This window comes from Kitasatospora sp. NPDC096147, assembly GCF_044763225.1.
Classification (GTDB): Bacteria; Actinomycetota; Actinomycetes; order Streptomycetales; family Streptomycetaceae; genus Kitasatospora.
In genome coordinates this window covers 264,538-285,954 of record NZ_JBIWFX010000007.1, presented here as the reverse complement: position 1 = coordinate 285,954, position 21,417 = coordinate 264,538, and the positions used below count along the sequence as shown (strand labels likewise).

At 74.3% G+C, this 21,417-nt stretch carries 24 protein-coding genes; 13 read left to right on the top strand and 11 right to left on the bottom strand.

The features are described 5' to 3' along the window. Positions 1-19: 19 nt before the first annotated feature. Positions 20-634 (bottom strand): phosphoribosyltransferase family protein, encoded by a 615-nt coding sequence (locus ACIRBX_RS23470; protein ID WP_402299079.1) that lies wholly within the window; start codon positions 632-634, stop codon positions 20-22. A 312-nt stretch (positions 635-946) separates the two neighbouring features. On the opposite strand from ACIRBX_RS23470, the gene ACIRBX_RS23465 reads away from it, so the two are divergent. Both ACIRBX_RS23465 and ACIRBX_RS23460 read left to right on the top strand, forming a co-directional pair. Further along, the gene (locus ACIRBX_RS23465) at positions 947-1,321 is read left to right on the top strand and encodes a YciI family protein (protein WP_402299078.1); all 375 of its coding nucleotides are present in this window, start codon (positions 947-949) and stop codon (positions 1,319-1,321) included. Between the two features lie 322 nt (positions 1,322-1,643). Continuing rightward, the gene (locus tag ACIRBX_RS23460; protein WP_402299234.1) at positions 1,644-2,849 is read left to right on the top strand and encodes an RNA polymerase sigma factor; all 1,206 of its coding nucleotides are present in this window, start codon (positions 1,644-1,646) and stop codon (positions 2,847-2,849) included. 283 nt (positions 2,850-3,132) lie between these two features. Here the strand turns inward: ACIRBX_RS23460 and lysS are convergent, their stop codons facing one another. From lysS to ACIRBX_RS23440, 4 genes are all read right to left on the bottom strand, one after another. Then, a complete protein-coding gene (lysS, locus tag ACIRBX_RS23455) occupies positions 3,133-4,800 on the bottom strand; it encodes a lysine--tRNA ligase (RefSeq protein WP_402299077.1) in 1,668 nt (555 codons plus the stop codon). 302 nt (positions 4,801-5,102) lie between these two features. Then, entirely contained in the window at positions 5,103-6,095 is a 993-nt protein-coding gene (locus ACIRBX_RS23450) for an asparaginase (protein ID WP_402299075.1), read from the bottom strand. Positions 6,096-6,146: 51 nt separating this feature from the next. Then, complete coding sequence (locus ACIRBX_RS23445; RefSeq protein ID WP_402299073.1) at positions 6,147-6,398, bottom strand: DUF4190 domain-containing protein; 252 nt, start codon at positions 6,396-6,398, stop codon at positions 6,147-6,149. 12 nt (positions 6,399-6,410) lie between these two features. Next, entirely contained in the window at positions 6,411-6,602 is a 192-nt protein-coding gene (locus ACIRBX_RS23440; protein WP_402299071.1) for a hypothetical protein, read from the bottom strand. A gap of 121 nt (positions 6,603-6,723) precedes the next feature. On the opposite strand from ACIRBX_RS23440, the gene ACIRBX_RS23435 reads away from it, so the two are divergent. Continuing rightward, positions 6,724-7,368, top strand: coding sequence for a TetR family transcriptional regulator (locus ACIRBX_RS23435; RefSeq protein ID WP_402299069.1), 645 nt, complete (start codon positions 6,724-6,726; stop codon positions 7,366-7,368). Between the two features lie 141 nt (positions 7,369-7,509). Here the strand turns inward: ACIRBX_RS23435 and ACIRBX_RS23430 are convergent, their stop codons facing one another. Then, positions 7,510-7,881: a MerR family transcriptional regulator gene (locus ACIRBX_RS23430; RefSeq protein ID WP_402299232.1), complete on the bottom strand. Its 372-nt coding sequence runs from the start codon at positions 7,879-7,881 to the stop codon at positions 7,510-7,512. A gap of 65 nt (positions 7,882-7,946) precedes the next feature. Here ACIRBX_RS23430 and ACIRBX_RS23425 point away from each other — a divergent pair, with 65 nt between their 5' ends. From ACIRBX_RS23425 to ACIRBX_RS23410, 4 genes are all read left to right on the top strand, one after another. Beyond that, positions 7,947-9,191 (top strand): MFS transporter, encoded by a 1,245-nt coding sequence (locus tag ACIRBX_RS23425; protein ID WP_402299068.1) that lies wholly within the window; start codon positions 7,947-7,949, stop codon positions 9,189-9,191. A gap of 95 nt (positions 9,192-9,286) precedes the next feature. After that, positions 9,287-9,727: a GNAT family N-acetyltransferase gene (locus tag ACIRBX_RS23420; protein ID WP_402299066.1), complete on the top strand. Its 441-nt coding sequence runs from the start codon at positions 9,287-9,289 to the stop codon at positions 9,725-9,727. Between the two features lie 207 nt (positions 9,728-9,934). Beyond that, positions 9,935-10,834, top strand: coding sequence for an alkaline phosphatase family protein (locus tag ACIRBX_RS23415; protein ID WP_402299064.1), 900 nt, complete (start codon positions 9,935-9,937; stop codon positions 10,832-10,834). Positions 10,835-10,876: 42 nt separating this feature from the next. Next, positions 10,877-11,899: a TolB family protein gene (locus ACIRBX_RS23410; protein ID WP_402299062.1), complete on the top strand. Its 1,023-nt coding sequence runs from the start codon at positions 10,877-10,879 to the stop codon at positions 11,897-11,899. Positions 11,900-11,970: 71 nt separating this feature from the next. On the opposite strand, the gene ACIRBX_RS23405 is transcribed toward ACIRBX_RS23410, so the two are convergent. Further along, positions 11,971-12,648: an NAD(P)H-binding protein gene (locus tag ACIRBX_RS23405; protein ID WP_402299061.1), complete on the bottom strand. Its 678-nt coding sequence runs from the start codon at positions 12,646-12,648 to the stop codon at positions 11,971-11,973. A gap of 419 nt (positions 12,649-13,067) precedes the next feature. On the opposite strand from ACIRBX_RS23405, the gene ACIRBX_RS23400 reads away from it, so the two are divergent. From ACIRBX_RS23400 to ACIRBX_RS23390, 3 genes are all read left to right on the top strand, one after another. Beyond that, positions 13,068-13,511: a hypothetical protein gene (locus tag ACIRBX_RS23400; protein ID WP_402299060.1), complete on the top strand. Its 444-nt coding sequence runs from the start codon at positions 13,068-13,070 to the stop codon at positions 13,509-13,511. A 71-nt stretch (positions 13,512-13,582) separates the two neighbouring features. Continuing rightward, on the top strand, positions 13,583-14,203 hold the full coding sequence (locus ACIRBX_RS23395; protein ID WP_402299059.1) for an ArsR/SmtB family transcription factor: 621 nt from the start codon (positions 13,583-13,585) through the stop codon (positions 14,201-14,203). Then, positions 14,200-15,540 (top strand): MFS transporter, encoded by a 1,341-nt coding sequence (locus ACIRBX_RS23390; protein ID WP_402299058.1) that lies wholly within the window; start codon positions 14,200-14,202, stop codon positions 15,538-15,540. The genes ACIRBX_RS23395 and ACIRBX_RS23390 overlap by 4 nt, the downstream gene beginning before the upstream one ends. Positions 15,541-15,671: 131 nt before the next feature. Here the strand turns inward: ACIRBX_RS23390 and ACIRBX_RS23385 are convergent, their stop codons facing one another. The 4 genes from ACIRBX_RS23385 to ACIRBX_RS23370 form a co-directional block, all read right to left on the bottom strand. Further along, the gene (locus ACIRBX_RS23385) at positions 15,672-16,127 is read right to left on the bottom strand and encodes a hypothetical protein (protein ID WP_402299056.1); all 456 of its coding nucleotides are present in this window, start codon (positions 16,125-16,127) and stop codon (positions 15,672-15,674) included. A gap of 62 nt (positions 16,128-16,189) precedes the next feature. Continuing rightward, positions 16,190-16,819: a response regulator gene (locus tag ACIRBX_RS23380; RefSeq protein WP_402299230.1), complete on the bottom strand. Its 630-nt coding sequence runs from the start codon at positions 16,817-16,819 to the stop codon at positions 16,190-16,192. An 83-nt stretch (positions 16,820-16,902) separates the two neighbouring features. Continuing rightward, a complete protein-coding gene (locus ACIRBX_RS23375) occupies positions 16,903-18,093 on the bottom strand; it encodes a sensor histidine kinase (protein ID WP_402299054.1) in 1,191 nt (396 codons plus the stop codon). Between the two features lie 20 nt (positions 18,094-18,113). Continuing rightward, positions 18,114-18,662 (bottom strand): hypothetical protein, encoded by a 549-nt coding sequence (locus ACIRBX_RS23370; protein ID WP_402299052.1) that lies wholly within the window; start codon positions 18,660-18,662, stop codon positions 18,114-18,116. A gap of 116 nt (positions 18,663-18,778) precedes the next feature. Between ACIRBX_RS23370 and ACIRBX_RS23365 the strand changes: the two genes are divergently transcribed. From ACIRBX_RS23365 to ACIRBX_RS23355, 3 genes are all read left to right on the top strand, one after another. Next, entirely contained in the window at positions 18,779-19,279 is a 501-nt protein-coding gene (locus ACIRBX_RS23365; protein WP_402299051.1) for a hypothetical protein, read from the top strand. Positions 19,280-19,479: 200 nt separating this feature from the next. After that, positions 19,480-20,253, top strand: coding sequence for an SDR family NAD(P)-dependent oxidoreductase (locus tag ACIRBX_RS23360; RefSeq protein ID WP_402299050.1), 774 nt, complete (start codon positions 19,480-19,482; stop codon positions 20,251-20,253). Positions 20,254-20,350: 97 nt separating this feature from the next. Continuing rightward, complete coding sequence (locus ACIRBX_RS23355; RefSeq protein ID WP_402299049.1) at positions 20,351-21,292, top strand: aromatase/cyclase; 942 nt, start codon at positions 20,351-20,353, stop codon at positions 21,290-21,292. Positions 21,293-21,417: the final 125 nt, after the last annotated feature.

The following is a 21,417-nucleotide window of genomic DNA, read 5'->3' as shown; positions in this document are numbered from 1 at the left end:
GCACGTGTGGGCGTGCCGGTCAGCCGCCGGCGGTGAGATCGGTGGCGGACAGATCAGTGGCCGTCAGATCAGTGGCGGACAGATCAGTGGCGGTCAGATCAGTGGCGGTCAGATCAGTGGCGGACAGATCAGTGGCCGTCAGCAGGGCACGCAGGGTGACGCCCTCCGCCGCCAGCGCGGCGGCGCCGCCCAGTTGACGGTCGATCACGCACAGGGCCTCCGTCACCTCGGCTCCGAGCCCGCGCAGGTCCGCCGTGGAGAGCAGGACCTGCCCGCCACTGGTGACCACGTCCTCCACCACCAGCACCCGGCGGCCCGCCACCTCTGCCCCCTCCGCCAGTCGGCGGGTGCCGTACGGCTTCGCCCGCTTGCGGACGAACGCGCACGGCAGTCCGGTGTGCCGCCCGAGTGCGGTGACCACCGGGATGCCGCCGAGCTCCAGCCCGGCCAGCACCTCGGTGCCGGGCGGCACCAGCGGGACCAGCCGCCCGGCGATCTCGTCGAGCAGGCGCGGATCGGCTTCGAAGCGGTACTTGTCGAAGTACTCGGTGGCGGTGCGGCCCGAACGGAGGGTGAACTCCCCCGTCAGGTGGGCGGCGGCGTGGATGCGGTGGGCGAGGTCGTCATGGGTCACGGTCGCGCAGTCTCGCAGTCGGCCCGGGCCCGGCGCGCGCGGATTACGCCTGCACCCCTCGCGGGGTGGGCGCGGGCGCGCACCGAGCTCCGGCTCGGCCGGCACGGGACGGGACGGGACGGCGGGCTCCGCGACGAGCGCGGCCACCGGATCGATGACCCCTTCGGAGCAGGTGCGCGGCACTGCGGGGGCGCGGCGCAAGCCGGTCGGAAAAAATCTTCCCGGGGCGTGTCGATCCGGGCCGCCCCTGTTCGACGCACGGGTGAGAGGCGGGGACGGCCCCCGCCGCCGTACCGAACCGAGGAGCACACCATGCCGCGCTACATGACGCTGATCCGCATCGACGAGGAGAAGGCCGCCGGCTTCGGGCCCGAGCCCGGCTTCGAGGAGCGGATGGGCGCGCTCTTCGAGGAGATCGCCAAGGCCGGGGCGATGCTGGAGACCAACGGGCTCAAGCCGACCGCCGAGGGCACCCGGCTGTCCTGGGCGGGCGGCCGGGTCAGCCTGACCGACGGGCCGTTCACCGAGACCCGGGAGGTGGTCGGCGGCTACATCGTCCTCCAGTGCCGGGACAAGGCCGAGGCGGTCGAGTGGACCCGGCGCTTCCTCTCCCTGCACCCGGAGAGCTGGGAGGTGGGGGCCGAGGTCCGCGAGATCGACGAGATGCCCACCCCGCCCGGCGCCTGATCCCGCGTCACGGCGGCGGGGGCCCCCCCCCCCGGGGCCGGGGGGGGGGGGGCCGGCGGGCCCCCCGCGGGGGGGGGCCCGGCGGGGCGGGGGCCGGGGGGGGGGGGCGGCCGCGCGCGCCCCAGCCCCCCCCCCCCCCCCCCCCCGGCGCGCCGCGGCCCCCCCCCCCGGCCCCCCCCCCCCCCCCCCCCCCGCCGCGCCCCCCCCCCCGCCGCTTTGCCCCGCCGGGGCCCGGCTGCTCTGATGGGTGCCCGTGACGGAGGAACAGCAGCCGGGGGCCGGGCGGACGGACGTGCCCGCCGTGGTCGCCACCGTGTTCGGGATGGAATCGGCGCGGATCATCGCGACCGTCACCCGGGTGGTCCGCGACGTCGGGATCGCCGAGGAACTGGCGCAGGACGCGGTGGTGGCGGCCCTCGAACAATGGCCGGCCTCGGGCGTGCCCGACCGCCCCGGCGCCTGGCTCACCGCCGTCGCCCGGCACCGGGCGGTCGACCTGGTGCGGCGCCGCGAGGTGTACGCCCGCAAGCTCGCGGAGGTCGGCCACAGTCTGGAGGACGTCCCGCCGCCCCCGGATCCGGCCGAGCCGGACGACATCGACGACGACCTGCTGCGGCTGGTCTTCACCGCCTGCCACCCGGTGCTCTCCGCCGAGGCCCGGATCGCCCTGACGCTGCGTCTGCTCTGCGGGCTGACCACCGCCGAGATCGCCCGTGCCTTCCTGACCTCCGAGCCGACCGTCGCCCAGCGGATCGTCCGGGCCAAGCGGACCATCGCCGCCGCCGGGGTGCCGTTCGAGGTGCCGGCCGGCGCGGACCGGGCCGAGCGGCTGGCCTCCGTCCTGGAGGTGATCTACCTGGTCTTCAACGAGGGCTACGCCGCCACCGCCGGGGAGGACCTGCTGCGCCCGGCCCTCTGCGAGGAGGCCGTCCGGCTGGCCCGGGTGCTGGCCGCGCTGATGCCGCAGGAGCCGGAGGTGCACGGCCTGGCCGCCCTGACGGAGCTTCAGGCCGCCCGGCTGCCGGCCCGCACCGGACCGGACGGCACGCCCGTGCTGCTGGCCGAGCAGAACCGGGCCCGCTTCGACCGGCTGCTGATCCGGCGCGGCACCGCAGCCCTCGCCCGGGCCGGCGTGACCCGCCCCGACGCGGGCCCCTACACGCTCCAGGCCGCGATCGCCGCCTGCCACGTGCTCGCCCCGCGCTGGGCCGACACCGACTGGACCGTCATCACCGGCCTGTACACCAGGCTGGAGGCGCTCAACCCGTCCCCGGTGGTGCGCCTCAACCGGGCCGTCGCCCTCTCCTACGCCCGGGGCCCGGCCGAGGCCCTGGCGGTGGTGGACGCACTGGCGGCCGAACCCGCCCTGCGCGGCTACCACCTGCTCCCGAGCGTGCGGGGCGACCTGTTGGAACGGCTCGGGCGGCCGGCCGAGGCCCGGGTCGAGTTCGAACGGGCGGCGGGGATGGCCGGGAACGAGCGGGAGCGTGCGCTGCTGCTGTCCCGGGCGGGCCGCCCGCCGGGGTGAGGGCCCCTCAGGCCCCGTGCTCCTCCGGCCCGCCGGTGCCGCACTGCCGGTCACGCCCCGGCCGTCCCGGTGGATCGGCCGCTCGCGGGGGTGCCGGTCCCGGACCGGTCACCACGGTCGCTCGGCGCACTTCACCACGACGCCGCGTGGCCCGGACCGACGTGGCCGGTGGGCGTGGTCGTCGTTCCGGTACCGCAGCGTGTCCTGACGGGCCGTCGCCGACCCCGCCGTCAGGGAGGCGGGGAGGCGCACGCGTCCGTGCCGAGCCTCCCCACCGCCCGGTTCAGCCGCCGAGCAGGGTGCGGATCCGGTCCGGGCCGAGGGCGAGCAGCAGGGTGGGCAGGCGCGGGCCGGTCTCCGCGCCGGTCAGCAGTCGGTAGAGCAGGGCGAAGAGGGTGCGCTGGGCGGCCTTGAGCTCGGGGGTGGGCGCGGTGTCGAGCGGGAGACCGGCCTGCTGCTTGGGGACGCCGTAGACCAGGGTGGTCAGCCCGTCCAGCGACCAGTGGTCGTCCAGTCCCTTCGACAGCAGGTCGAGGGCCTCGCGCTGACCGTCCGTCAGCCCGGCCAGCAGGTCGTGGTCCGGGTCGGTCCGCACCCGGGTGCGCTCCTCGGCCGGCACCTGCTCGGCCACCCAGGTCTGCGCCCGGTCGAGCCGAGGCCGGACCGGGTCGAGGCTCCCGAGCGCCTCACCCTCCGTCAGGTCGCCCAGGATGCGCAGGATCTGCGCCTCGTCGCCGGTGGTGATGTCCACCACCGAGGCCAGCAGCTTGAACGGCACCGGCCGGGCGGTGAGCGGGAGGGTGGCGGTCACGGTGCCGAGCGCCCGCGTCCGGGTGGCCCGCTCCAGCGGATCGCCCGCACCGTCCGCCAGCCGGCGGCCGGCCGCGTCCCACTCGTCGTAGATCCGGGAGATCTCCTGGTCAAAGGAGATGGTGAACGACTGGTTCGGCCGACGGCGGGCGTACAGCCAGCGGATCAGCGGTGCTTCCAGCAGGCGCAGCGCGTCCCCGAGGGTGGGAGCGCCACCGGCCGAGCCGCTCATCTTGGCCATGCCCCGGATGCCCACGAAGGAGAACCCGAGGTAGACCGGCGGCCGTCCGCCGAAGATCTCACCGACCACCTGCGATCCGACGGTGAAGCTGGAGCCGGGCGAGGAGTGGTCGACGCCGCCGCCCTCGAAGGTGACGCCCTCGTGGGCCCAGCGCATCGGCCAGTCGACCTTCCAGACCAGCTTGCCGCTGCCGGTGCGGCCGATCACGTCGGTGTCCCGGTGTCCGCAGTGGCAGGTGTAGGAGACCTCGGCGGTCTCGTCCTCGTAGGCGGTCACGGTGGTGGAGTCCCGGCCGCAGGCGCCGCAGTAGGGCTTGTACGGGTAGTACTCGCCGGCCGCCGGCGTCTCGTCGGTGTCGGGCTCCGGCGACTCCCCCTCGGGCGCCGGGGTCCTGACGGTGCGGTAGCGGCCGAGGATCGCGTCGATCGCGCCGCGCTCACGCATCGCGTGCAGGATCTGCCCGGTGTAGGCGCCGGAGCGGTACATCTCGGTCTGGCTGACCTCGGTGACCTCGACGCCGAGCGCGGCGAGCTCGGCCCGGAACGGGGCCTTGAAGTGCTCGGCCCAGTTCGCGTGCGCGCCGCCGCACGGGTCCGGCACCTCGCTGAGCGGGCGGCCGATGTGCTCGGCGAAGGACTCGGGCATGCCGGCCGGGACCTTGCGCAGCCGGTCGAAGTCGTCCCAGGAGAGCACGTGGCGGCAGTCGAGGCCGCGCCGGCGCAGCTCGTCGGCGACGAGGTGAGGCACCATCAACTCGCGCAGGTTGCCCAGGTGCACCGGCCCCGAGGGGCTGATGCCGGAGGCGCAGACCAACGGAGCCCCGGGTGCCCGGCGCTTGCCCTCGGCGACCACCTGATCGGCCGACGCCGTCACCCAGTCGCTCTGCTCGGCGCTGCTCATCGCTGTGCCTCCACCCGTTCGGGACCTGCATCGTCCCAGGTCACGATGCCCGTCACCGCCGAGCCAGGGCAACCGATTTAGGGCGGCCGGGCGGCGTGCGGGGCACTCGGGGCGATCCGGTGGGAGGTGGGCGGGCGGGCGCCCCGGGCGCTCCCGGTTCGGAATGCGCGGATGGACCCGCACGGGCCGGTGGGCATCGGCCGGCGGGGTACGCGCGCGCGACGACGCCCACGCGGGTCACCGCCGCCTCCGGGATCTTCGCCGCGTCCTGCGGGACGCGTGGGCGGCCCGGCGCCGCCGTGTCAGTCGGCCAGCACGCGGAAGGCCTCGGCGATCCGGTCGGCGCCGTGCCCCTGGGCGAGCAGGAGGTGCAGCAGCAGGCGGGCCCGGTAGGGATCGAGGTGGCCGGCCCGGAGCAGGCCACGGGCGAGCAGGTCCTTCTCCGAACCGGGGAAGGCGTACGTCGCCTCCAGCACCGGCCCGTTCCCGATCCGGCTGGCGAGCACCACCGGGATCACCGACGCGGTCACCCCCAGGGTCTCCAGCAACGTCCCGGGCACGTGGCCCACCCCGAAGCCGGCCACCACCATCCCGTCGCTGACGCCGGCCAGCGCGGCCAGCGCGCCGCCGTCCTCGCCGAGCGTCACGGTGTGCAGGGTGACCCGGGGTGCCGGGCCGGTGAACGGTCCGGGGAAGGTGACCCGCGGGCCGAACGCGGCGTGCAGGTGGACCCGACCCTCGAACAGGCGGCCCAGCGGTCCGGTGGCCGGGGAGGTGAACGCCGCCGGACTGGTGGTGTGGGACTTGCGGACCGAACGGGCCGTGTGGATCTCGTCGTTGAGCACCACCACCGCACCGGCACCGGTCAGCCGGGGATCGGCGGCGGCGATGACGGCGGCGTGGAGGTTCGCCGGCCCGTCGGCGCCGGGGAGGGTGGGGTTGCGCATCGCGCCGGTGACCACGATCGGCTGGTCGCCCGGGTGCAGCAGATCGAGGAGGAAGGAGGTCTCCTCGATGGTGTCGGTCCCCTGGGTGACCACCGCGCCGTGGCAGCCCGCGTCGAACGCCTCGGCGATCGCGGCCGACAGCGCGGTGAGGTCGGCGAAGCCCAGCGAGGCACCGGGCAGCCGTCGGAAGTCGTGGACCCGCAGCTCCACGTCGAGCCCCTGGAGGGCGGGCACGGCTTCGAGCAGGTCATGGGCCGACAGCGCCGGGACCACCCCGCCGGTCACCGGATCGGTGGTCATCGCGATGGTGCCGCCCAGCGAGAAGACCGCAACCGTCCTCTTGGTCAACGCCGTTGTCCCCTCGGTCCGCCGGCGCGGCTGCTCCGCCCCGGGGACAATCTAACCGCCGAGCTGCCAGAGGGTGCCGTGGCCGGCCTGGAGGGTGAGGGCGAGCACGGCCAGGTCGGCGATGCCGAGGCCGAGGCCGAGCAGGGCGCGGCCCGGACGGGCGGTGCGACGGGCCAGGGCGAGTGAGGCGAGCACCAGGGCGCAGGGGCCGAGCACCAGGTTGAAGAACAGCAGGCCGAGCAGGCCCAGGACGAAGGACGCCACGGCCATGTCGTCGGCCCGGCGGCGGGTGGAGGCGAGCACGGTGACTCCGTCTCAGTGGTGGTGGGCGTGGGCATCGACAAGGGCATCGGTGTGGGCACGGGTGCGCCCGAGGTGCTCGCGGACGGCGAAGGCGAGCAGCCAGGCGGCGATGGCGGCACTGGCGGCGGCGAAGACCGGGCCGGTGGTGTGGACGGCGGCACCGCTGAGCACCGCGAGGGCGAGGAGTGCGGCGAGCAGGGACATGGCTGAGCCTCTCGGTCGACCGGCCTGACGGACAGTCAGCGAACAGTTGGGTTCACAAGTGTTCGCCGACTTGCCCACTCTACGCTGGTCAAAGTCGGCAAACAGTTGTTTACTGAATGACGTGAGTCACACCCTCGGTCCCCGACAGGCCCAGAAGCAACAGAGCCGCCGCGCCCTCCTCGACGCGGGCCTGCACCTGCTGGAGGCGCAGAACCTCAGCAGCCTCGGCGTCCGCGAGGTCACCCGCGAGGCGGGCATGTCACCGGCCGGCTTCTACCGGCACTTCCGCGACATCCCCGACCTCGGCGTGACCCTGGTCGAGGAGTCGCTCGCCAGCCTGCACACCATGGTGCTCGCGGTGCTGGCCGGGCCCGGGGCCACCGAGGACTCCGCCGAGCTGATCGACCGGGCCGTCGCCGTGGTCGCCGACCACGTCCGCGAACACCGGGCCCACGTACGGTTCCTGGCACGCGAACGGCACGGCGGCGTCCGCCCGGTCCGCGCCGCGATCGCCGCCGAACTGGCCCGGTTCGCCGACGAGGTGGCCGCCGCCCTGGGCACCCAGCCCGCCTCGGAGGGCTGGGACGAGGACGACCTGCGGATGCTCGCCGAGCTCTACGTCGAGCACCTGGTGACCACCGCCGCCGCCTACCTCGACGCCCCCGGGGACACCCCGGCGGCCGAGGACCGGATCGGTCTGCTCGCCCGCCGCCAGCTGCGTCTGATCAGCCTCGGCCGCCGCCACTGGCCGGCCGCCGGCCGGTAGCGCACCACCGAACGGCCTCGCCGCAGCAGGCCGCGCCCTCGGACGAGGCGTCACGGATCAGGCGCACGCTCGGGCCGGACCGACGCCCGACTCGGGCCGACGCCCGGGCCAGGTGGACGCCCGGTCAGGCGGGCGCCCGGGTCAGGCCGACGCCCGGGTCAGCCGGACCGTCTCCAGGTACTCGGAGACGGCGTCCCGGTTCCGGGTCAGGCACTCGATCCGCTGCGTCATCCGGTCGCGTTCGCGCTCCAGGGTGCCGAGCATCTCCGGTGTGGCGTCCGGGAAGTGGATGACCCGGGGCTGGTCCAGGCAGGGCAGGATCTGCTTGATGATCCTGGTCGGCAGCCCGGCGTCCAGCAGGCCCCGGACCTGGAACACCCGGTCCACCGAGCGCGGGTCGTACTCCCGGTAGCCGTTGGAGGAGCGGGTGGAGAGGATCAGGCCCTGCTCCTCGTAGTAGCGCAGCAGCCGACGGGAGGTGTCGGTGCGCTCCGAGAGTTCGCCGATCCGCATGTGAGCCACCTCATACATCCTCGCGTTGACCCTCACACCGGTGTGAGGGTTCGACCATAGCCGCCATGACGACCACTCAGCCGACGATCGACCCGGAAAGCGCTTACCGGAAGGGCGGATTGCCGATGGCGGCGCTGCTCGCCCTGGCCACCGCCGTCTTCGTCACCAGCCTCACCGAGACCCTCCCGGCGGGCGTGCTGCCCGCGATGAGCACCGACCTGGCGGTGAGCGAGTCCGCCACCGGGCAGGCCGTCACGGTCTACGCCCTCGGCACGGCGCTCACCGCCGTCCCACTCACCGCCGCCACCGCCGGCTGGCGGCGCCGGCGGCTGCTGCTCACCTCGATGACCGGCTTCGCCGCCGCCAACACCGTCACCGCCCTCTCCACCCACTACCCGCTCACCCTGGCCGCGCGCTTCCTCGCCGGGGTGGCGGCGGGCCTGGCCTGGGCCCTACTGGCCGGATACGCCCGGCGGATGGTCGCGCCTGAGCTCCAAGGGCGGGCCATCGCCGTGGTGATGACGGGCATTCCGCTCGCCCTGTCACTGGGCGTCCCGGCCGGGACCTTCCTCGGCCGGGTGGCCGGGTGGCAGACCGCCTTCCTGGCGATGACCGGGATCGCCGTGCTGCTGCTCGGCTGGATCGCCGCCGCCGTACCGGACTTCCCGGGCGAGCGGCGCCACCGCCAGGGCGGCCTCGGCCCCGAAGGCGACGGCACCCGCACCCGCACCATCGACGCGCTGGCCGTCCCCGGCGTCCGCCCGGTGCTGCTGGTGACGCTGGTCTTCGTCCTCGCGCACACCGTGCTCTACGCCTACGTCGCCGCCTACCTCACCCACCTCGGCCTGGGCGACCGCACCGACGGCGTCCTGCTGGTCTTCGGCGCGGCGTCGCTGCTCGGCATCTGGACCGTCGGTGCCCGGATCCACCGCGCCCTGCGCCGCCTCACCGTCGCCGGCACCCTGCTCGTGGCCCTCGCCGCCACCCTCCTCGCCGCCACCTCGGGCTCCGCCCCCGTCGTCCACCTGGCGGCAGCGCTCTGGGGCCTCGGGTGGGGCGGGGTGCCCACGCTGTTGCAGACCGCCGTCGGCCAGGCGGGCGGTGAACGGGCCGACGCCGCCCAGGCGATGCTGGTCACCCTGTGGAACGTGGCGATGGCCGCCGGCGGCCTGCTCGGCGGCCTGCTGCTGGACACGCTGGGCGCCACCGCCCTCCCCTGGACCGTCCTCGCCCTGCTCGCCCCGGTGCTCGCCGTGGTCCTCGCTGCCCGCACCCACGGGTTCCCGCCTCCCGGAGGCCCGCGCACCTGACCCAACGGCCCGAGCGGCCGACCCGGCACCCGTGGGGCGGCGCCTCGGTGATAGAAGGTCAGCTCCGTATCCGCCCAGCTCCGCGAGGGACCCGAATGATCACCATCGACAGGCTAGGACCGGACGACCGGGACGCGTGGGAGACCCTGTTCCGCGCCTACCTCGACTTCTACCAGCGGGTCGAGCCGCCCGAGACGTACGACCGCTCCTGGCAGGAGTTCCAGGCCGACACCCGGATGCACGCGCTCGGGGCCCGGCTGGACGGCCGGCTGGTCGGTCTCACCCACTTCCTGGTGCACGCCAACACCTCGGGCCCGGACGTCTGTTACCTCCAGGACCTGTACACGGCGGCCGATGTCCGGGGGCAGGGGGTGGCCCGTGCCCTGATCGCCGCCGTGACGGAGTGGGCCGCCGCCCGGGGCTGCGGCCGGGTCTACTGGATGACCCACCAGTCCAACGCGACCGCCCGCCGCCTCTACGACAAGGTGGCCGAGGACCGGGGCTTCGTCCGCTACCAGATCGACCTGCCTGCCTGAGGCCCGTACAGTCCGCCCTCCCTCTCCCCGGGGCCGGCTCCGGCCCGGCCCCGGCCCCCAGGGGAAAGGGAGGGCAAGGCTTTACCAGACCATGTCCTCCGTTCGTCCGTCCGTCACTTCGCCAGCGGGTACGCGTCAACTGCCGCGCCCTAGGGTTACGGCCGCCCGGTTCCGACGCCCTGTCACCCCCCTCGCCAGGAGACGGCCATGACTGCCCCTCAGGACCACCCGCGCCCCAAGCGCACCAAGCGCAACCTGACCGCGATCGGCAGCGCCGTCGCGCTCGCCGCCGGTTCGCTCGGCGTGTGGGCCGCCACCGGCACCGCCGCCCAGGCCGCCGCACTGCCCGCCCCGGACCACATCGTGGTCGTGGTGATGGAGAACCACGCCTACTCGCAGGTGGTCGGCAGCTCCAGCGCGCCGTACCTCAACAACACCCTCAAGGCGGGCGGTGCCAACCTCACCCAGTCGTACGGCCTGACCCACCCGTCCGAGCCGAACTACTACATGCTCTTCAGCGGCTCCAACCAGGGCCGTACGGACGACGGTTGCGTCGGCGTCGGCTCCCTCTCGGCGCCGAACCTCGCCTCCGAGCTGATCGCCACCGGCAAGACCTGGCGCAGCTACAACGAGGGCCTGCCGTCGGCCGGTTCGACCACCTGCTCCAGCGGCAAGTACGCGCAGAAGCACAACCCGTGGTTCGGCTTCTCCAACGTGCCGACCAGCACGGCGCTCACCATGACCCAGTTCCCAACCGACTACACCACCCTGCCGAAGGTCTCCTTCGTGGTGCCGGACCTGTGCAACGACATGCACGACTGCTCGGTCGGCACCGGCGACACCTGGCTCAAGAACAAGCTGAGCGGGTACGCGACCTGGGCCAAGACCCACAACTCGATGCTGGTCGTCACCTTCGACGAGGACAACCGCCTCTCCGGCAACCGCATCCCCACCGTCTTCTACGGCGAGCACGTCACCCCGGGCAGCTCCACCGCCACCACCTACAACCACTACAGCGTGCTGCGCACCCTGGAGGACCTGGCCGGCCTGTCCAGCCACGCGGGCAACGCCGCCTCCGCCACCACCATCAGCGGCATCTGGAACTGACCCACCCACCGCTCCGCCCCTGCTGACGAGGTGTCACCCCGCATGACGCGCACCGCCCGCCTGCTCGTCCTCCTGTCCGCCGTCGTGCTGCTCGGCGCGGTCGGCACCGGCGCCGTGCTCTACGGAGCCGACCGCGCGGACCGCAAGGACCAGGAGCAGGTGGGCGGTCCGCCGGTCCGCCCGGGGGAGATCGGACTCGGCGGCGGGCGGGGCCAGTTGCTCTTCCGCAACCTCGCCTGGGGCCCGCACCGGGACGAGGTCGTCTCGGTCCCGGCCGGCGAGCCGGGCGGGGTGCGCACCTCCTCCGGCCTGAAGTGCCTGCGCTTCCACGCGGCAGCCGGCACCGGCGTCTGCCTGGAGGCGGTGCACGGCGCCCTGGACGACACCTACCGGGCCGTGGTGCTGGACGAGCGGCTGCGCGAGCGCCGCACGCTCCCCGCCGCCGGCATCCCCTCCCGCGCCCGGGTCTCCCCCTCCGGCCGCTTCGCCGCCTGGACGGTCTTCGTCAGCGGCGACTCCTACGCCGGGAGCAACTTCTCCACCCGCACCTCGATCGTCGACACCCGTGACTGGCACTTCGAGTCCAGCCTGGAGGACTTCACCGTCCTCCGGGACGGCCGCCCGCTGCGCGCCTCCGACATCAACGTCTGGGGCGTCACCTTCGCCGACGACGACCGCACCTTCTACGCCACCGTGGCCACCGGCGGCCAGACCTACCTGGCCCGGGGCGACCTGGCCGCCCGGACCCTCAGCACCCTGCACCAGAACGTCGAGTGCCCGTCGCTCTCCCCCGACGGCACCCGGGTCGCCTACAAGAAGCGGGTGCCCGGCGCCTCGCCCGACGCTCCCTGGCGCCTCTACGTGCTCGACCTCGCCACCATGACCGAGACCGCCACCACCGAACAGCGCAACATCGACGACCAGGCCCTGTGGTCCGACGGCTCCACCCTCGTCTACTCCCTCCCCGGCGAGTACGGCGCCGACCTCTGGACCGTCCCCGCCGACGGCTCCGGGGCCCCCGCCACCCTCGCGGTCTCCGCCGTCGCCCCGGCCTACCTGCGCTGACCGGAGCCCTGCGGGTCACCCCGGCGTGCGCGACGGTCCGCCGGATCCGGGCTGCCGGGCCCGACCGCCCGTCAGCGCCCTTCCGCCGCCACCCGGTTGATCTCCGGGCTGCGCAGCACGTGCTCACCGGCACCCTGCCGCCCGGCCACGGCGATCATCGCGCGGGCGATGCTCTCGGTACTGGTCACCCGGCCGGGCGCGAGGCGGCGCAGCAGCGGGAAGAGCAGGTCGAGCACGGGGTAGAGCCGCCGGTAGGCCGGGGTGCGGGAGACCTCGCCGTTCACCGCACGGATGAAGGCGGGCCGGAACATGTAGGCGTGGAAGTCCATCGCCAGCAGCTCGTTCTCGGTCCGCCCCTTCACCCGGGCCCACATCTGCCGGCCCTGCTCGGTACTGTCGGTGCCCTCGCCGGAGACGTAGACGAAGGTCAGGTCCGGACCGGCCGCGGCGGCCAGCGCACGGGCGGCGGCCAGGGTGTAGTCGTGGGTGATCCGCCGGTACTCGTCCTCACCCTTGCCGGCCGAACTGACGCCCAGGCAGAAGAAGCAGGCGTCCACCTCAGCGAACTCCCGCTCCAGTCCGCCGAAGTCGGTGAAGTCCGCGTGCACCGTCTCGGACAGCTTGGGGTGGCTCACCCCCAGCGGGGACCGCACCACGGCCCGGACGGCGGTGACCCGGTCGTCCAGCAGGCACTCGCGCAGGACGCCCTGCCCGACCATGCCGGTGGCGCCGAAGAGCAGGACGTGCACGGGGGACTCCTTCGCTGACGGTGCGTCCCAGTCTGCCTGCCGCTGCCCACCACCCGTGCCACCGGGCCGGTCTGACGGCTCGTCCGGGTGCCTCCGTAGGCTGACGGGGTGACGGAGACACTGACGTTCGGACCGCTCCTCGCCCGCCTGGCGGAGCACCGCGCACTCGACACCGGCCTGCTCGCCTCGGCGACGACCGGCACCGACCCGTCGGAGCTGCACGCCGTCCTCGGCGGGCGGCCACCGTCCGGACGGCTCCTGCGGGCCCTGGCGCCGGCCCTGGCCCTGCACACGGCGGACCTGTTCGTGCTGGCCGGACAACAGGTGCCGGACGACCTGACCCCGGTCACCCGCAATCCGCACTGGTCGTCGAGCGCGCTCGTCTACGACGCCATGGTGATGCCCCCGAGCACCGTCCGGTGCTCCTGGCGTCGATCCGCGCCCTGCCCACGGTGCGCCGGGAGGGCCGGGGCGGCGACCACCTCGAGCGCCACGCCTACCCCCCTGGCCTCGGCGCCGTGCTCCTGCGCCTCGCGCACAACCGGCACCTCACCCCGTCCGGCACGGCCAAGGCCCTGTACGCGGTGACCGCCGGGCACGTCTACCTCGCGGCGTCGACCATCGCGGGAGTGGGCCACGGCGGGGTCCGGGTGACCCCTGAACTGCTGGCCGCCTTCGCGGACCTGCTGGGCATCCCGGCCGCCGACCTGGCGGCGCTGGGCGGCCTCCCGCTGCCCGACGGGAGCCACCCGGCACACCCACGGGACGCGGACCTGGCTGCGCTGATCTGGGCGGCCCGGCGGCTGACCACCGCCCAGCTCGGGGAGGTGGAGGCGACCGCCCGCCGGCTGGCGGGGCGCTGACTCCGAATTCTGCAGAGATTTTTTTGCAAAAATACTTCTGCAAAGCGGCCCGGCCGCCCTAGGCTGCTGCCATGGAGAACGACGACCGCGCACGGGTACTCGATCCCGAACGGGACGCGGACGCCCTCAAGGCGCTCACCCACCCCCTGCGCATCCGCCTGCTCGGGATGCTCCGCCAGGACGGCCCGGCCACCGCGAGCGAGCTGGCGGCGGCGACCGGGGAGACCTCGGCCACCACCAGCTACCACCTGCGGGTGCTGGCCAAGTACGCCTTCATCAAGGAGGCCGAGCACCGCGACGGCCGCGAGCGCCGCTGGCAGGCGGTGCACGCCCTCACCTCCTGGGACTCGGCCGCCCTGGCCTCCACGCCGGCCAACCGGGCCGTCGGCAGCGCCCTCCGCCGGAGCCAACTGGAGCACCTCACCCGGGCGGTTGCCCGCTTCGAAACCGAGGCGGAGGCCGGGCCGACCCAGCTGGAGTGGGTGGGGGCCGGCGGCATCAGCGACTGGCTGCCGCGCCTGACCCCGGAGTCGCTGGCCGAGCTGTGGCAGACCCTGTCGGGCAAGGTCGACGAGCTGACGGCCCGGGACGCCGAGGACCCGAGGGCCCGTCAGGTGGTCGTCTTCCATGCCGCTCTGCCGATGGCCCAGCCCGCCCCGGCCGCCTCGCCCGCCTCGGAGGGCCCGGCGTGACCACCCACCCCTTGGACGCCCGGACCGCCCTGCGCCGGTACGCGACCGTCTCGGCACTGCTCTGGTTCCCGATCGGCCTGACCATCGCGCCGCTGATCCTGCTGCTCACCGCCCGGGGCCTGACGCTCCCCACCATCACGCTCCTGATGGCGGTCTACTCCCTCACCACCGCCGTCCTGGAGCTGCCGACCGGCGGGCTGTCCGACGTGCTCGGCCGCCGGGTCGTGCTGGCCGCCGCCGGGGTGCTGAGCATCGGGGCCCTGGTCCTACAGGCGTTGAGCACCGCCGTCTGGCTGCTCGTCGTCGCCATGGTGCTGACGGGTACCGTCCGGGCGCTGTTCTCCGGATCGGTGGAGGCGTGGTACGTCGACACCGTGCAGGCGGCCGAGGGCCCGGACGCCGACCTGCGGGCCGGCTTCGCCCGGGCCGGCACCGTCACCTCCGTCGCACTGGCGGCCGGCACCCTGCTCGGCGGCGCGGTCCCCTGGGCCCTCGGTCTGGGCTCCGACCCCGGCGCCGCGCTGACCCGGGCCACCGACGGCCTGGTCCTCCCGCTCTCCGTCCCGATGCTGGCCGCCGCCGGGGTGGCCGTCTTCGCCGTGCTGTACGTGCTGACCTCCCTGCCCGAACCGACCACCGACACCGGCACCGGCACCGGCACCGGCACGCTCCGGGCGGCGCTCGGCAGCATCCCCGCCACCATCCGGGACGGCCTGCGGCTGGGCGGCGGCGACCGGCTCGTACGGCGGATCCTGCTGAGCACGGCGGCGGCCGGCGGCGGGATCGCCACCGTCGAACTGCTGACCCCCGGCCGCGCCGCCGCACTCACCGGCGGCTCCGCCTCCGGCGCCGTGCTGTACGCCGCGCTGGCCTGCACGGGCTTCCTCTGCTCCGGCCTGGGCAGCCAACTCGGTCCGTTCACCGCCCGGTTGGCGGGCAGCGGAGAGCGGGCGGTACTGCTCGGCCTGACCGTCAGCGCGGGTGGTCTCGCCCTGCTCGGGGCGACCACGGCCCTGGCCGGCCCGGTGGCGCTGGCCCTCGGAGCCACCGGGTACGGCCTGATCTACCTCGGCCTCGGCGCCGCCGGACCGAGCGAGAGCGAGCTGCTGCACCACCGGATACCGGGCGAGAGCCGGGCGACCGTACTCTCCGCCCAATCCCTCTCCCTCCAACTCGCGGGCGCCGTCACCGGCCTGACGGTCGGACGGCTCCCGGCCGGTCCCCTGCCCTGGCTCACCGCCGCCGCCGTGGTGCTGGCCGGTGCCCTGCTCTGGGCCCGCCGCCACACCCCGGCACTGACGGACGCCCACCCGGCGAAGGAGTCCCAGCCGGCCTGACGTCCGAGCCCGGCGATGCGCCTTCGCCTCGGTGGACGCATCCAGGTCAGTGCGATCCGGATGGACGACGTTCGGCACCGGCTCGGCAGTTGAGGGCCACTACCCGTTGACGGATGGCGGTGGCACGGGAGCTACAGGCCCAGGCGCGTCACGAAGGCCGAGAAGGTCGGCGCCACGACCCGCCACCGGCAGAGGCGGGGGGCCGTCCAGAAGTCGCTGCCGACGACGCGGGGGTCCGCAGGATCGGAGCGGTAGTCGAGCGCCAGTGCCACGTCGTCACCAGGGGTGCGGCCGACGGCGATCAGCACGGCCAGTTCGACATCGAGCCACGGCAGCTCGACCGGGACGGTCGCCGTGCTCCCGCGTGACTCGCGGAAGAAGTCGTAGGACGGGTCGTCGGCGAACATGTCCATCGACTGGCACTCCCACTCCATCTGCCGTGGGCCCGGCAGGAAGTCGAGCGGGCTCTCGAACCACGGGATGACCTCCGCCAGCACGGCATCGCCGGGGTGGGCCCAGAGGCCACGATCGATCAGGGACGTCAGCTGGGTCGGCAGGGCGAGGCCACGGACCGTCGGATGCACCATGGCGCACAGCCTCCCACGGCAGGGTGGCCCGGCCGCGAGCAGGCGCCGAGTTCACGACCGGGTCAGACCAGCCCTGCCGCCATCGCGCGGCGGACCGCGTCGGCCCGGTCCCGGATGTCGGCCTTGGCGAACAGGTTGTTGATGTGGGTCTTCACCGTGGCCTCGCTGACGAACAGCTCCTCGGCGATGGCCCGGTTGGGCAGCCCCCGGCCGATCAGGGTGAGCACCTCGCGCTCACGCGGCGTCAGATCGGTGGGCAGCGGTCGCGGGTCCGCCGCCGAACGGCTGCGGGCGGTGGCCAGCAGCCGGTCCTGGACCTCACGGTCCAGCACCGACTGTCCGGCCGCGGCGGCCCGGATGGCCCGGACGATGTCCTGTCGGCCCGCGTTCTTGGTTAGGTAGCCCCGGGCCCCGGCGCCCAGCGCGGCCATGATCGACTCGTCGTCGGCGAAGGTGGTCAGTACCACCACGGCCACCTCCGGGTGCTCCTCGGTCAGCCGGCGGGTGGTCTCGGTGCCGTCCAGCACCGGCATCCGGAGGTCCATCAGGACCACGTCCACCGGCTGCTCCGCCACCGCCGCCAGCACCTCGGTGCCGTTCGCGGCGGCGGCGACCACCTCGATCCCGGCCGCCAGGCCGAGCACGGCGGCCAGCGGCTCCCGGACGGCGGCCTGGTCGTCCGCCACCACCACCCGCAGGCTCCGCCCCTCCTCGTCGGACCCGCCCGCCGTACCGCCCGCCGCAGCACTGCCCGCCACGCCACCGGCTCCGTCGCTCATCCGGGGATCACCGCCTCCACCATCCAGCCTCCCCGGTCCGGCCCGTCGGTGACCGGTCCCGTGGTGAGGGTGCCGCCCAGCAGGGCGACGCGTTCCCGCATTCCTACCAGTCCCATCCCGCTGCCCTCCGTCGGCACCGCCGACCGCCCCGGTCCGTTGCGGACCCGCAGCGTGACCGACGCCCCGTCAAAAGCCAACTCCACCGCCACACCACCGCCCGGCGCGTGCCGCGCCGCGTTGGTCAGCGCCTCCTGGGCGATCCGCAGCAGCTGCTGGGTGACCTTCGCGGCCGGCTCCCGGACGGTGCCGCGCACCACCAGGGCGTCCCGGTGCCCGGAGGATTCCGCCATCGCCGCCAGACTCTCCACCAACGGGAGGGCGTCCTCGCGCAGCGCGTGCACCGTCCACTGGGCCTGCCGGAGGCTGTCACGGACCATCGCGTGCGCCTTGGCGTTGGCCTCCCGCACCTTCGCCAGGTCGCCCGTCTCCAGCAGCGCGTCGGCCAGCTCCAGCTGCATGTTGATCCCGGCCAGCGAGTGCGCCAGCACGTCGTGGACGTCCCGGGCGATCCGGCTCCGCTCGGTCAGCACCGCCGTCCGCGCCTCGGCCCGGGCGGCCCGCTCGGCCGCTGCCGCGGACTCCACCACCGCTTCCACCGCGCGCTGCCGGCTCCGGCTCAGCATCCCCGTCACCACCGGCACCCCGGTGGTCAGGCCCATCGCCCAGGGCAGTGCGTCGCCGCCGGGGCCGAGCGCGAGCGCCAGGGCGCACAGCAGGCTGGTCAGCGCCGCCAGGACCAGGGCCTGGCGGGCCGGGAAGCGGAAGCCGATGTGGCCGGCCAGGAAGTAGGCGAACAGGAAGCCGGAGCCGCCGCTGATCAGCCCCGTCAGAGCGGCGGAGGCCAGCACGCCGCAGGTCAGCACCGGCAGGGTGATCCGGGGCGGGCAGTCGGCCGGCAGGTGGCGGGCCAGCAGCGCGAGCGAGCAGACCACCAGCAGCAGCGCGACGGCCAGGCCCCGGCCTTCGAGCCCGACCGGACGGGTCGTCAGGAACGCGGTGACGATGACCACCGAGGTGACGACCCATCGGACGGCGCCGTCCTGCCGCAGCAGCACGGCCCGGTGACCCGGCCCCCGGTCGGGGGCCGGGCCGGAGTCGGGGAGGTGCGTGGAGGGGTTCTCGGCCACGGCGCGACCCTACTCCCGGTTCAGGAGGCCCGGCCGGTGCCGACCACGACCCGCGCGTCGGCCGGCTCCGGCAGGGCCGCGACGCTCACCGTCCGGCCCCGCAGGTAGATGGTGGCCAGCCGGGTCACCACCTCGGTGAGCGCCATCAGGACGAACGCTGCCACCCAGGCCTGCTGGCTGGTGATCCGGTGATCGGCGCTGAACCGGGCCACGTGCGCGGCGCCACCGCCGTAGGTGACCCAGAGCTGGAAGGCCATCCGGGTGCCCATGCCGAGCACCCAGAGCGCGGCGGATACGGCCCCCGCCTTGATGAACAGCTCGCCGCCCCGGTTGCGGATCCGGGTGAAGACGCCGCCCGCGACGCCGAGCACCGCGCCGAAGGCGACCAGTGCGCCGATCAGCACCAGGTCGTTGCCGGCCGTGGGGACGCCGTCCAGGTAGCTGTTGGCCACGAACGCGACGATGGCCAGCGGGATGAGGTAGGAGCGCCGGTCGAGGCGGCCTTCCCGGAGCTGCCGGAAGACCACGAGGAGCAGGGCGAGGTCGGTGATCCAGTCGGTGGTTGTCATGCATCCCAGCCTGCCGATCCGGGCCGTCCGGCACCTGGACCCACGGGTGGAGAGCCGGGTGGAGATCGGGGCGGCTCCGCTACGATCTCGGCCACCACGACCGGGGGAGATCGATCATGGCATGGCATGTCGGACGCACCTGCACGGCACTGGCGCTCGGACTCGCGCTCGGCACCGCCACCGCGTGCTCGCCGCCGCTGGGCCGCGCGGTCGGCCTCACCAGGGACGGCGATGTCCTCACCGTACTGACTCCGCTCTGCGAACGGGGCGAGCTGGGGCTCATCTCGGTCAGTGAGTACGACTCCGAGGAGCCGCACCAGTGGAGGGCCCACCAGCCCTGGGGCTCCGGCCTCGGCGGGGTCCGGAGCTTCCCGCTGTTCACCGCCCCGCCCGGTTGGACCGTGGACAGCACCACGCTCACCGCCCTGCGTCCCGGACCGCTGTACTTCCTGACCGTCACGCACAGCGGCAGCGACGCCAAGGAGTCCAGGCTCGGTTTCACGGTCGCCGACGTCGAGCGGCTCCAGCCGGGCGAGGTGCTGGCCAAGGGGCACGGTGGGAAGACGGTCGTGCTCTCCGTCAAGGAGTTCCGTGCCAAGGCCCTCGACGACTGCTGACCCGCCGTCAGCCCCGCAGCAGGTGGCGGCGGACGACTGCGGGGGCGGGGGCGTGCGCCCGGATGATCACCGAGGCGGGCGGTGGTGCAGACTGCTGACCGTGCATCAGTGAGCAGGAGCAGCACGATCACCAGCACGAACAGCACCAGCACCAGCACCAGCACCAGCACCAGCACCAGCACCAGAGAGGACACACCCCCATGGGCTTCCCCGCCACCGGCCGCCGGGTCCTGATCAGCGGCGCCTCCCGGGGCCTCGGCCGCGCCCTGGCCCAGGCCTTCGCCGCCAACGGCGACCGGGTCGCTGTGCACTACGGCTCCCGGGCGGAGGAGGCCCGTGCCACCCTGGAGTCGCTGCCGGGCGAGGGCCACGTCCTGGTCGGCGGTGACCTGACCGATCCGGCCGGGGCCGGGGCGGCGGCCGTGGTGGAGACGGCGACCGGGGCCCTGGGCGGGATCGACGTGCTGGTGAACAACGCGGCGGTGAACACCCCGCACCCACCGGCCACCACCGCGTACGGGGAGTGGGTGGCCGCCTGGCAGCAGCACGTCTCGGTGAACCTGCTCGCCACCGCCCACCTGAGCCACCTCGCCGCCCGTCACATGATCGACCAGGGCACCGGCGGACGGATCGTCAACATCGGCTCGCGCGGCGCCTTCCGGGGCGAGCCGGACCACCCGGCCTACGGGGCGACCAAGGCGGCCGTGCACGCACTGGGCCAGTCGCTGGCCGTCGCGCTGGCCCCGCACGGCATCGCGGTGGCCTCGGTGGCGCCGGGCTTCTTCGCCACCGAGCGGGTGGCCGGCCGGCTGTCGGGGGCGGAGGGCGAGACGATCCGGGCGCAGAGCCCGTTCGGGCGGGTGGCCGGGCCGGAGGAGATCGCGGCGGCGGTGCGCTGGCTGGCCTCGCCGGAGGCCGAGTGGTCCTCGGGCACCATTCTGGATCTCAACGGAGCCTCGTACCTCCGGAGTTGAACGTCTTCCAGGCCCTCTCCAACGCCGCTGGATCGCCCCCGCCCACACTCGGCGGCGGCAGGACGACCAGTCGAGAGCACGGAGAGGGGCGTTTCCCATGGCGGACGCGAACGTCGTCAGGACCGAGCACGTGGTGGAGGTGGCGGCCGACCCCAAGGCGGTCTACGAGCTGATCGCCCGGGCGGAGGACTGGCCGCACCTCTTCCCGCCCACCGTGCACGTGGAGCGCCTGGAGGGGGACGACCGCACCGAGCGGCTGCGGATCTGGGCGTTCGCCAACGGCGAGGTGCGGTCCTGGACTTCGCGCCGCACGCTGGACCCGACCGGCCTGCGGGTCACCTTCCGGCAGGAGGTGTCCTCGGCCCCGGTGGCCTCGATGGGCGGCGACTGGATCATCGAGCCCGCCCCGGGCGGCAGCCGGGTGGTCCTGCTGCACGACTTCACGGTGGTGGACGACGCCCCCGAAGCGCGGGCCTGGGTGGAGCGCGCGGTGGACACCAACAGCACCTCCGAGCTGGCCGCGCTCAAGGCGGGCGCCGAGCAACTGGCTGCCGAGCCGGGGGTGTTGATCTCCTTCGCGGACCACGTCGAGATCGCCGGGCCGGGGCCGGAGGTCTACGACTTCCTCTGGCGGGCCGACCTGTGGGAGCAGCGGCTGCCGCACGTGGAGCGGCTGGTGCTCGGCGAGCCGGGCGAGGACCTCCAGACGGTGGAGATGGACACCCGGGCCGCAGACGGCTCGGTGCACACCACCACCTCCGTACGGGTCGGCTTCGGGCCGGACCGGCTGGTCTACAAGCAGACCCAGGTGCCCCCGCTGATGGCCGCGCACACCGGCCGCTGGACGGTCGAGCCGGCCGGCGACGGCGTCCGGGCCACCTCGCACCACACCGTGGTGCTGCGCCCCGAGCGGATCACCGAACTGCTGGGCCCGGAGGCGACCTTGGAGACCGCCCGGGAGCTGGTCCGGAACGCGCTGGGCCGCAACAGCACGGCCACCCTCAACCTGGCCAAGCAGGCGGTGGAGCAGCCGTCCTGACGCAGCGTCCGCCATGCCGAGGGGGGGGGGGCCCCAGCCCGGGCCCCCCCCCCCCGGGGGGGCGCCCGCGAACCCGCCCCGGCGCGGCCGTGCTTTTACACCCACACGCAAGCCCCCCCGGGGGC

Bases quoted from the DNA above. Each gene is read 5' to 3' on its own strand.
- ACIRBX_RS23460 (WP_402299234.1), top strand. From the start codon at position 1,644: ATGGAATCGGCGCGGATCATCGCGACCGTCACCCGGGTGGTCCGCGAC.
- ACIRBX_RS23410 (WP_402299062.1), top strand. From the start codon at position 10,877: ATGACGCGCACCGCCCGCCTGCTCGTCCTCCTGTCCGCCGTCGTGCTG.
- lysS (WP_402299077.1), bottom strand. From the start codon at position 4,800: ATGAGCAGCGCCGAGCAGAGCGACTGGGTGACGGCGTCGGCCGATCAG.
- ACIRBX_RS23395 (WP_402299059.1), top strand. From the start codon at position 13,583: ATGGAGAACGACGACCGCGCACGGGTACTCGATCCCGAACGGGACGCG.
- ACIRBX_RS23355 (WP_402299049.1), top strand. From the start codon at position 20,351: ATGGCGGACGCGAACGTCGTCAGGACCGAGCACGTGGTGGAGGTGGCG.
- ACIRBX_RS23370 (WP_402299052.1), bottom strand. From the start codon at position 18,662: ATGACAACCACCGACTGGATCACCGACCTCGCCCTGCTCCTCGTGGTC.
- ACIRBX_RS23415 (WP_402299064.1), top strand. From the start codon at position 9,935: ATGACTGCCCCTCAGGACCACCCGCGCCCCAAGCGCACCAAGCGCAAC.
- ACIRBX_RS23430 (WP_402299232.1), bottom strand. From the start codon at position 7,881: ATGCGGATCGGCGAACTCTCGGAGCGCACCGACACCTCCCGTCGGCTG.
- ACIRBX_RS23365 (WP_402299051.1), top strand. From the start codon at position 18,779: ATGGCATGGCATGTCGGACGCACCTGCACGGCACTGGCGCTCGGACTC.
- ACIRBX_RS23465 (WP_402299078.1), top strand. From the start codon at position 947: ATGCCGCGCTACATGACGCTGATCCGCATCGACGAGGAGAAGGCCGCC.
- ACIRBX_RS23385 (WP_402299056.1), bottom strand. From the start codon at position 16,127: ATGGTGCATCCGACGGTCCGTGGCCTCGCCCTGCCGACCCAGCTGACG.
- ACIRBX_RS23420 (WP_402299066.1), top strand. From the start codon at position 9,287: ATGATCACCATCGACAGGCTAGGACCGGACGACCGGGACGCGTGGGAG.
- ACIRBX_RS23425 (WP_402299068.1), top strand. From the start codon at position 7,947: ATGACGACCACTCAGCCGACGATCGACCCGGAAAGCGCTTACCGGAAG.
- ACIRBX_RS23440 (WP_402299071.1), bottom strand. From the start codon at position 6,602: ATGTCCCTGCTCGCCGCACTCCTCGCCCTCGCGGTGCTCAGCGGTGCC.
- ACIRBX_RS23360 (WP_402299050.1), top strand. From the start codon at position 19,480: ATGGGCTTCCCCGCCACCGGCCGCCGGGTCCTGATCAGCGGCGCCTCC.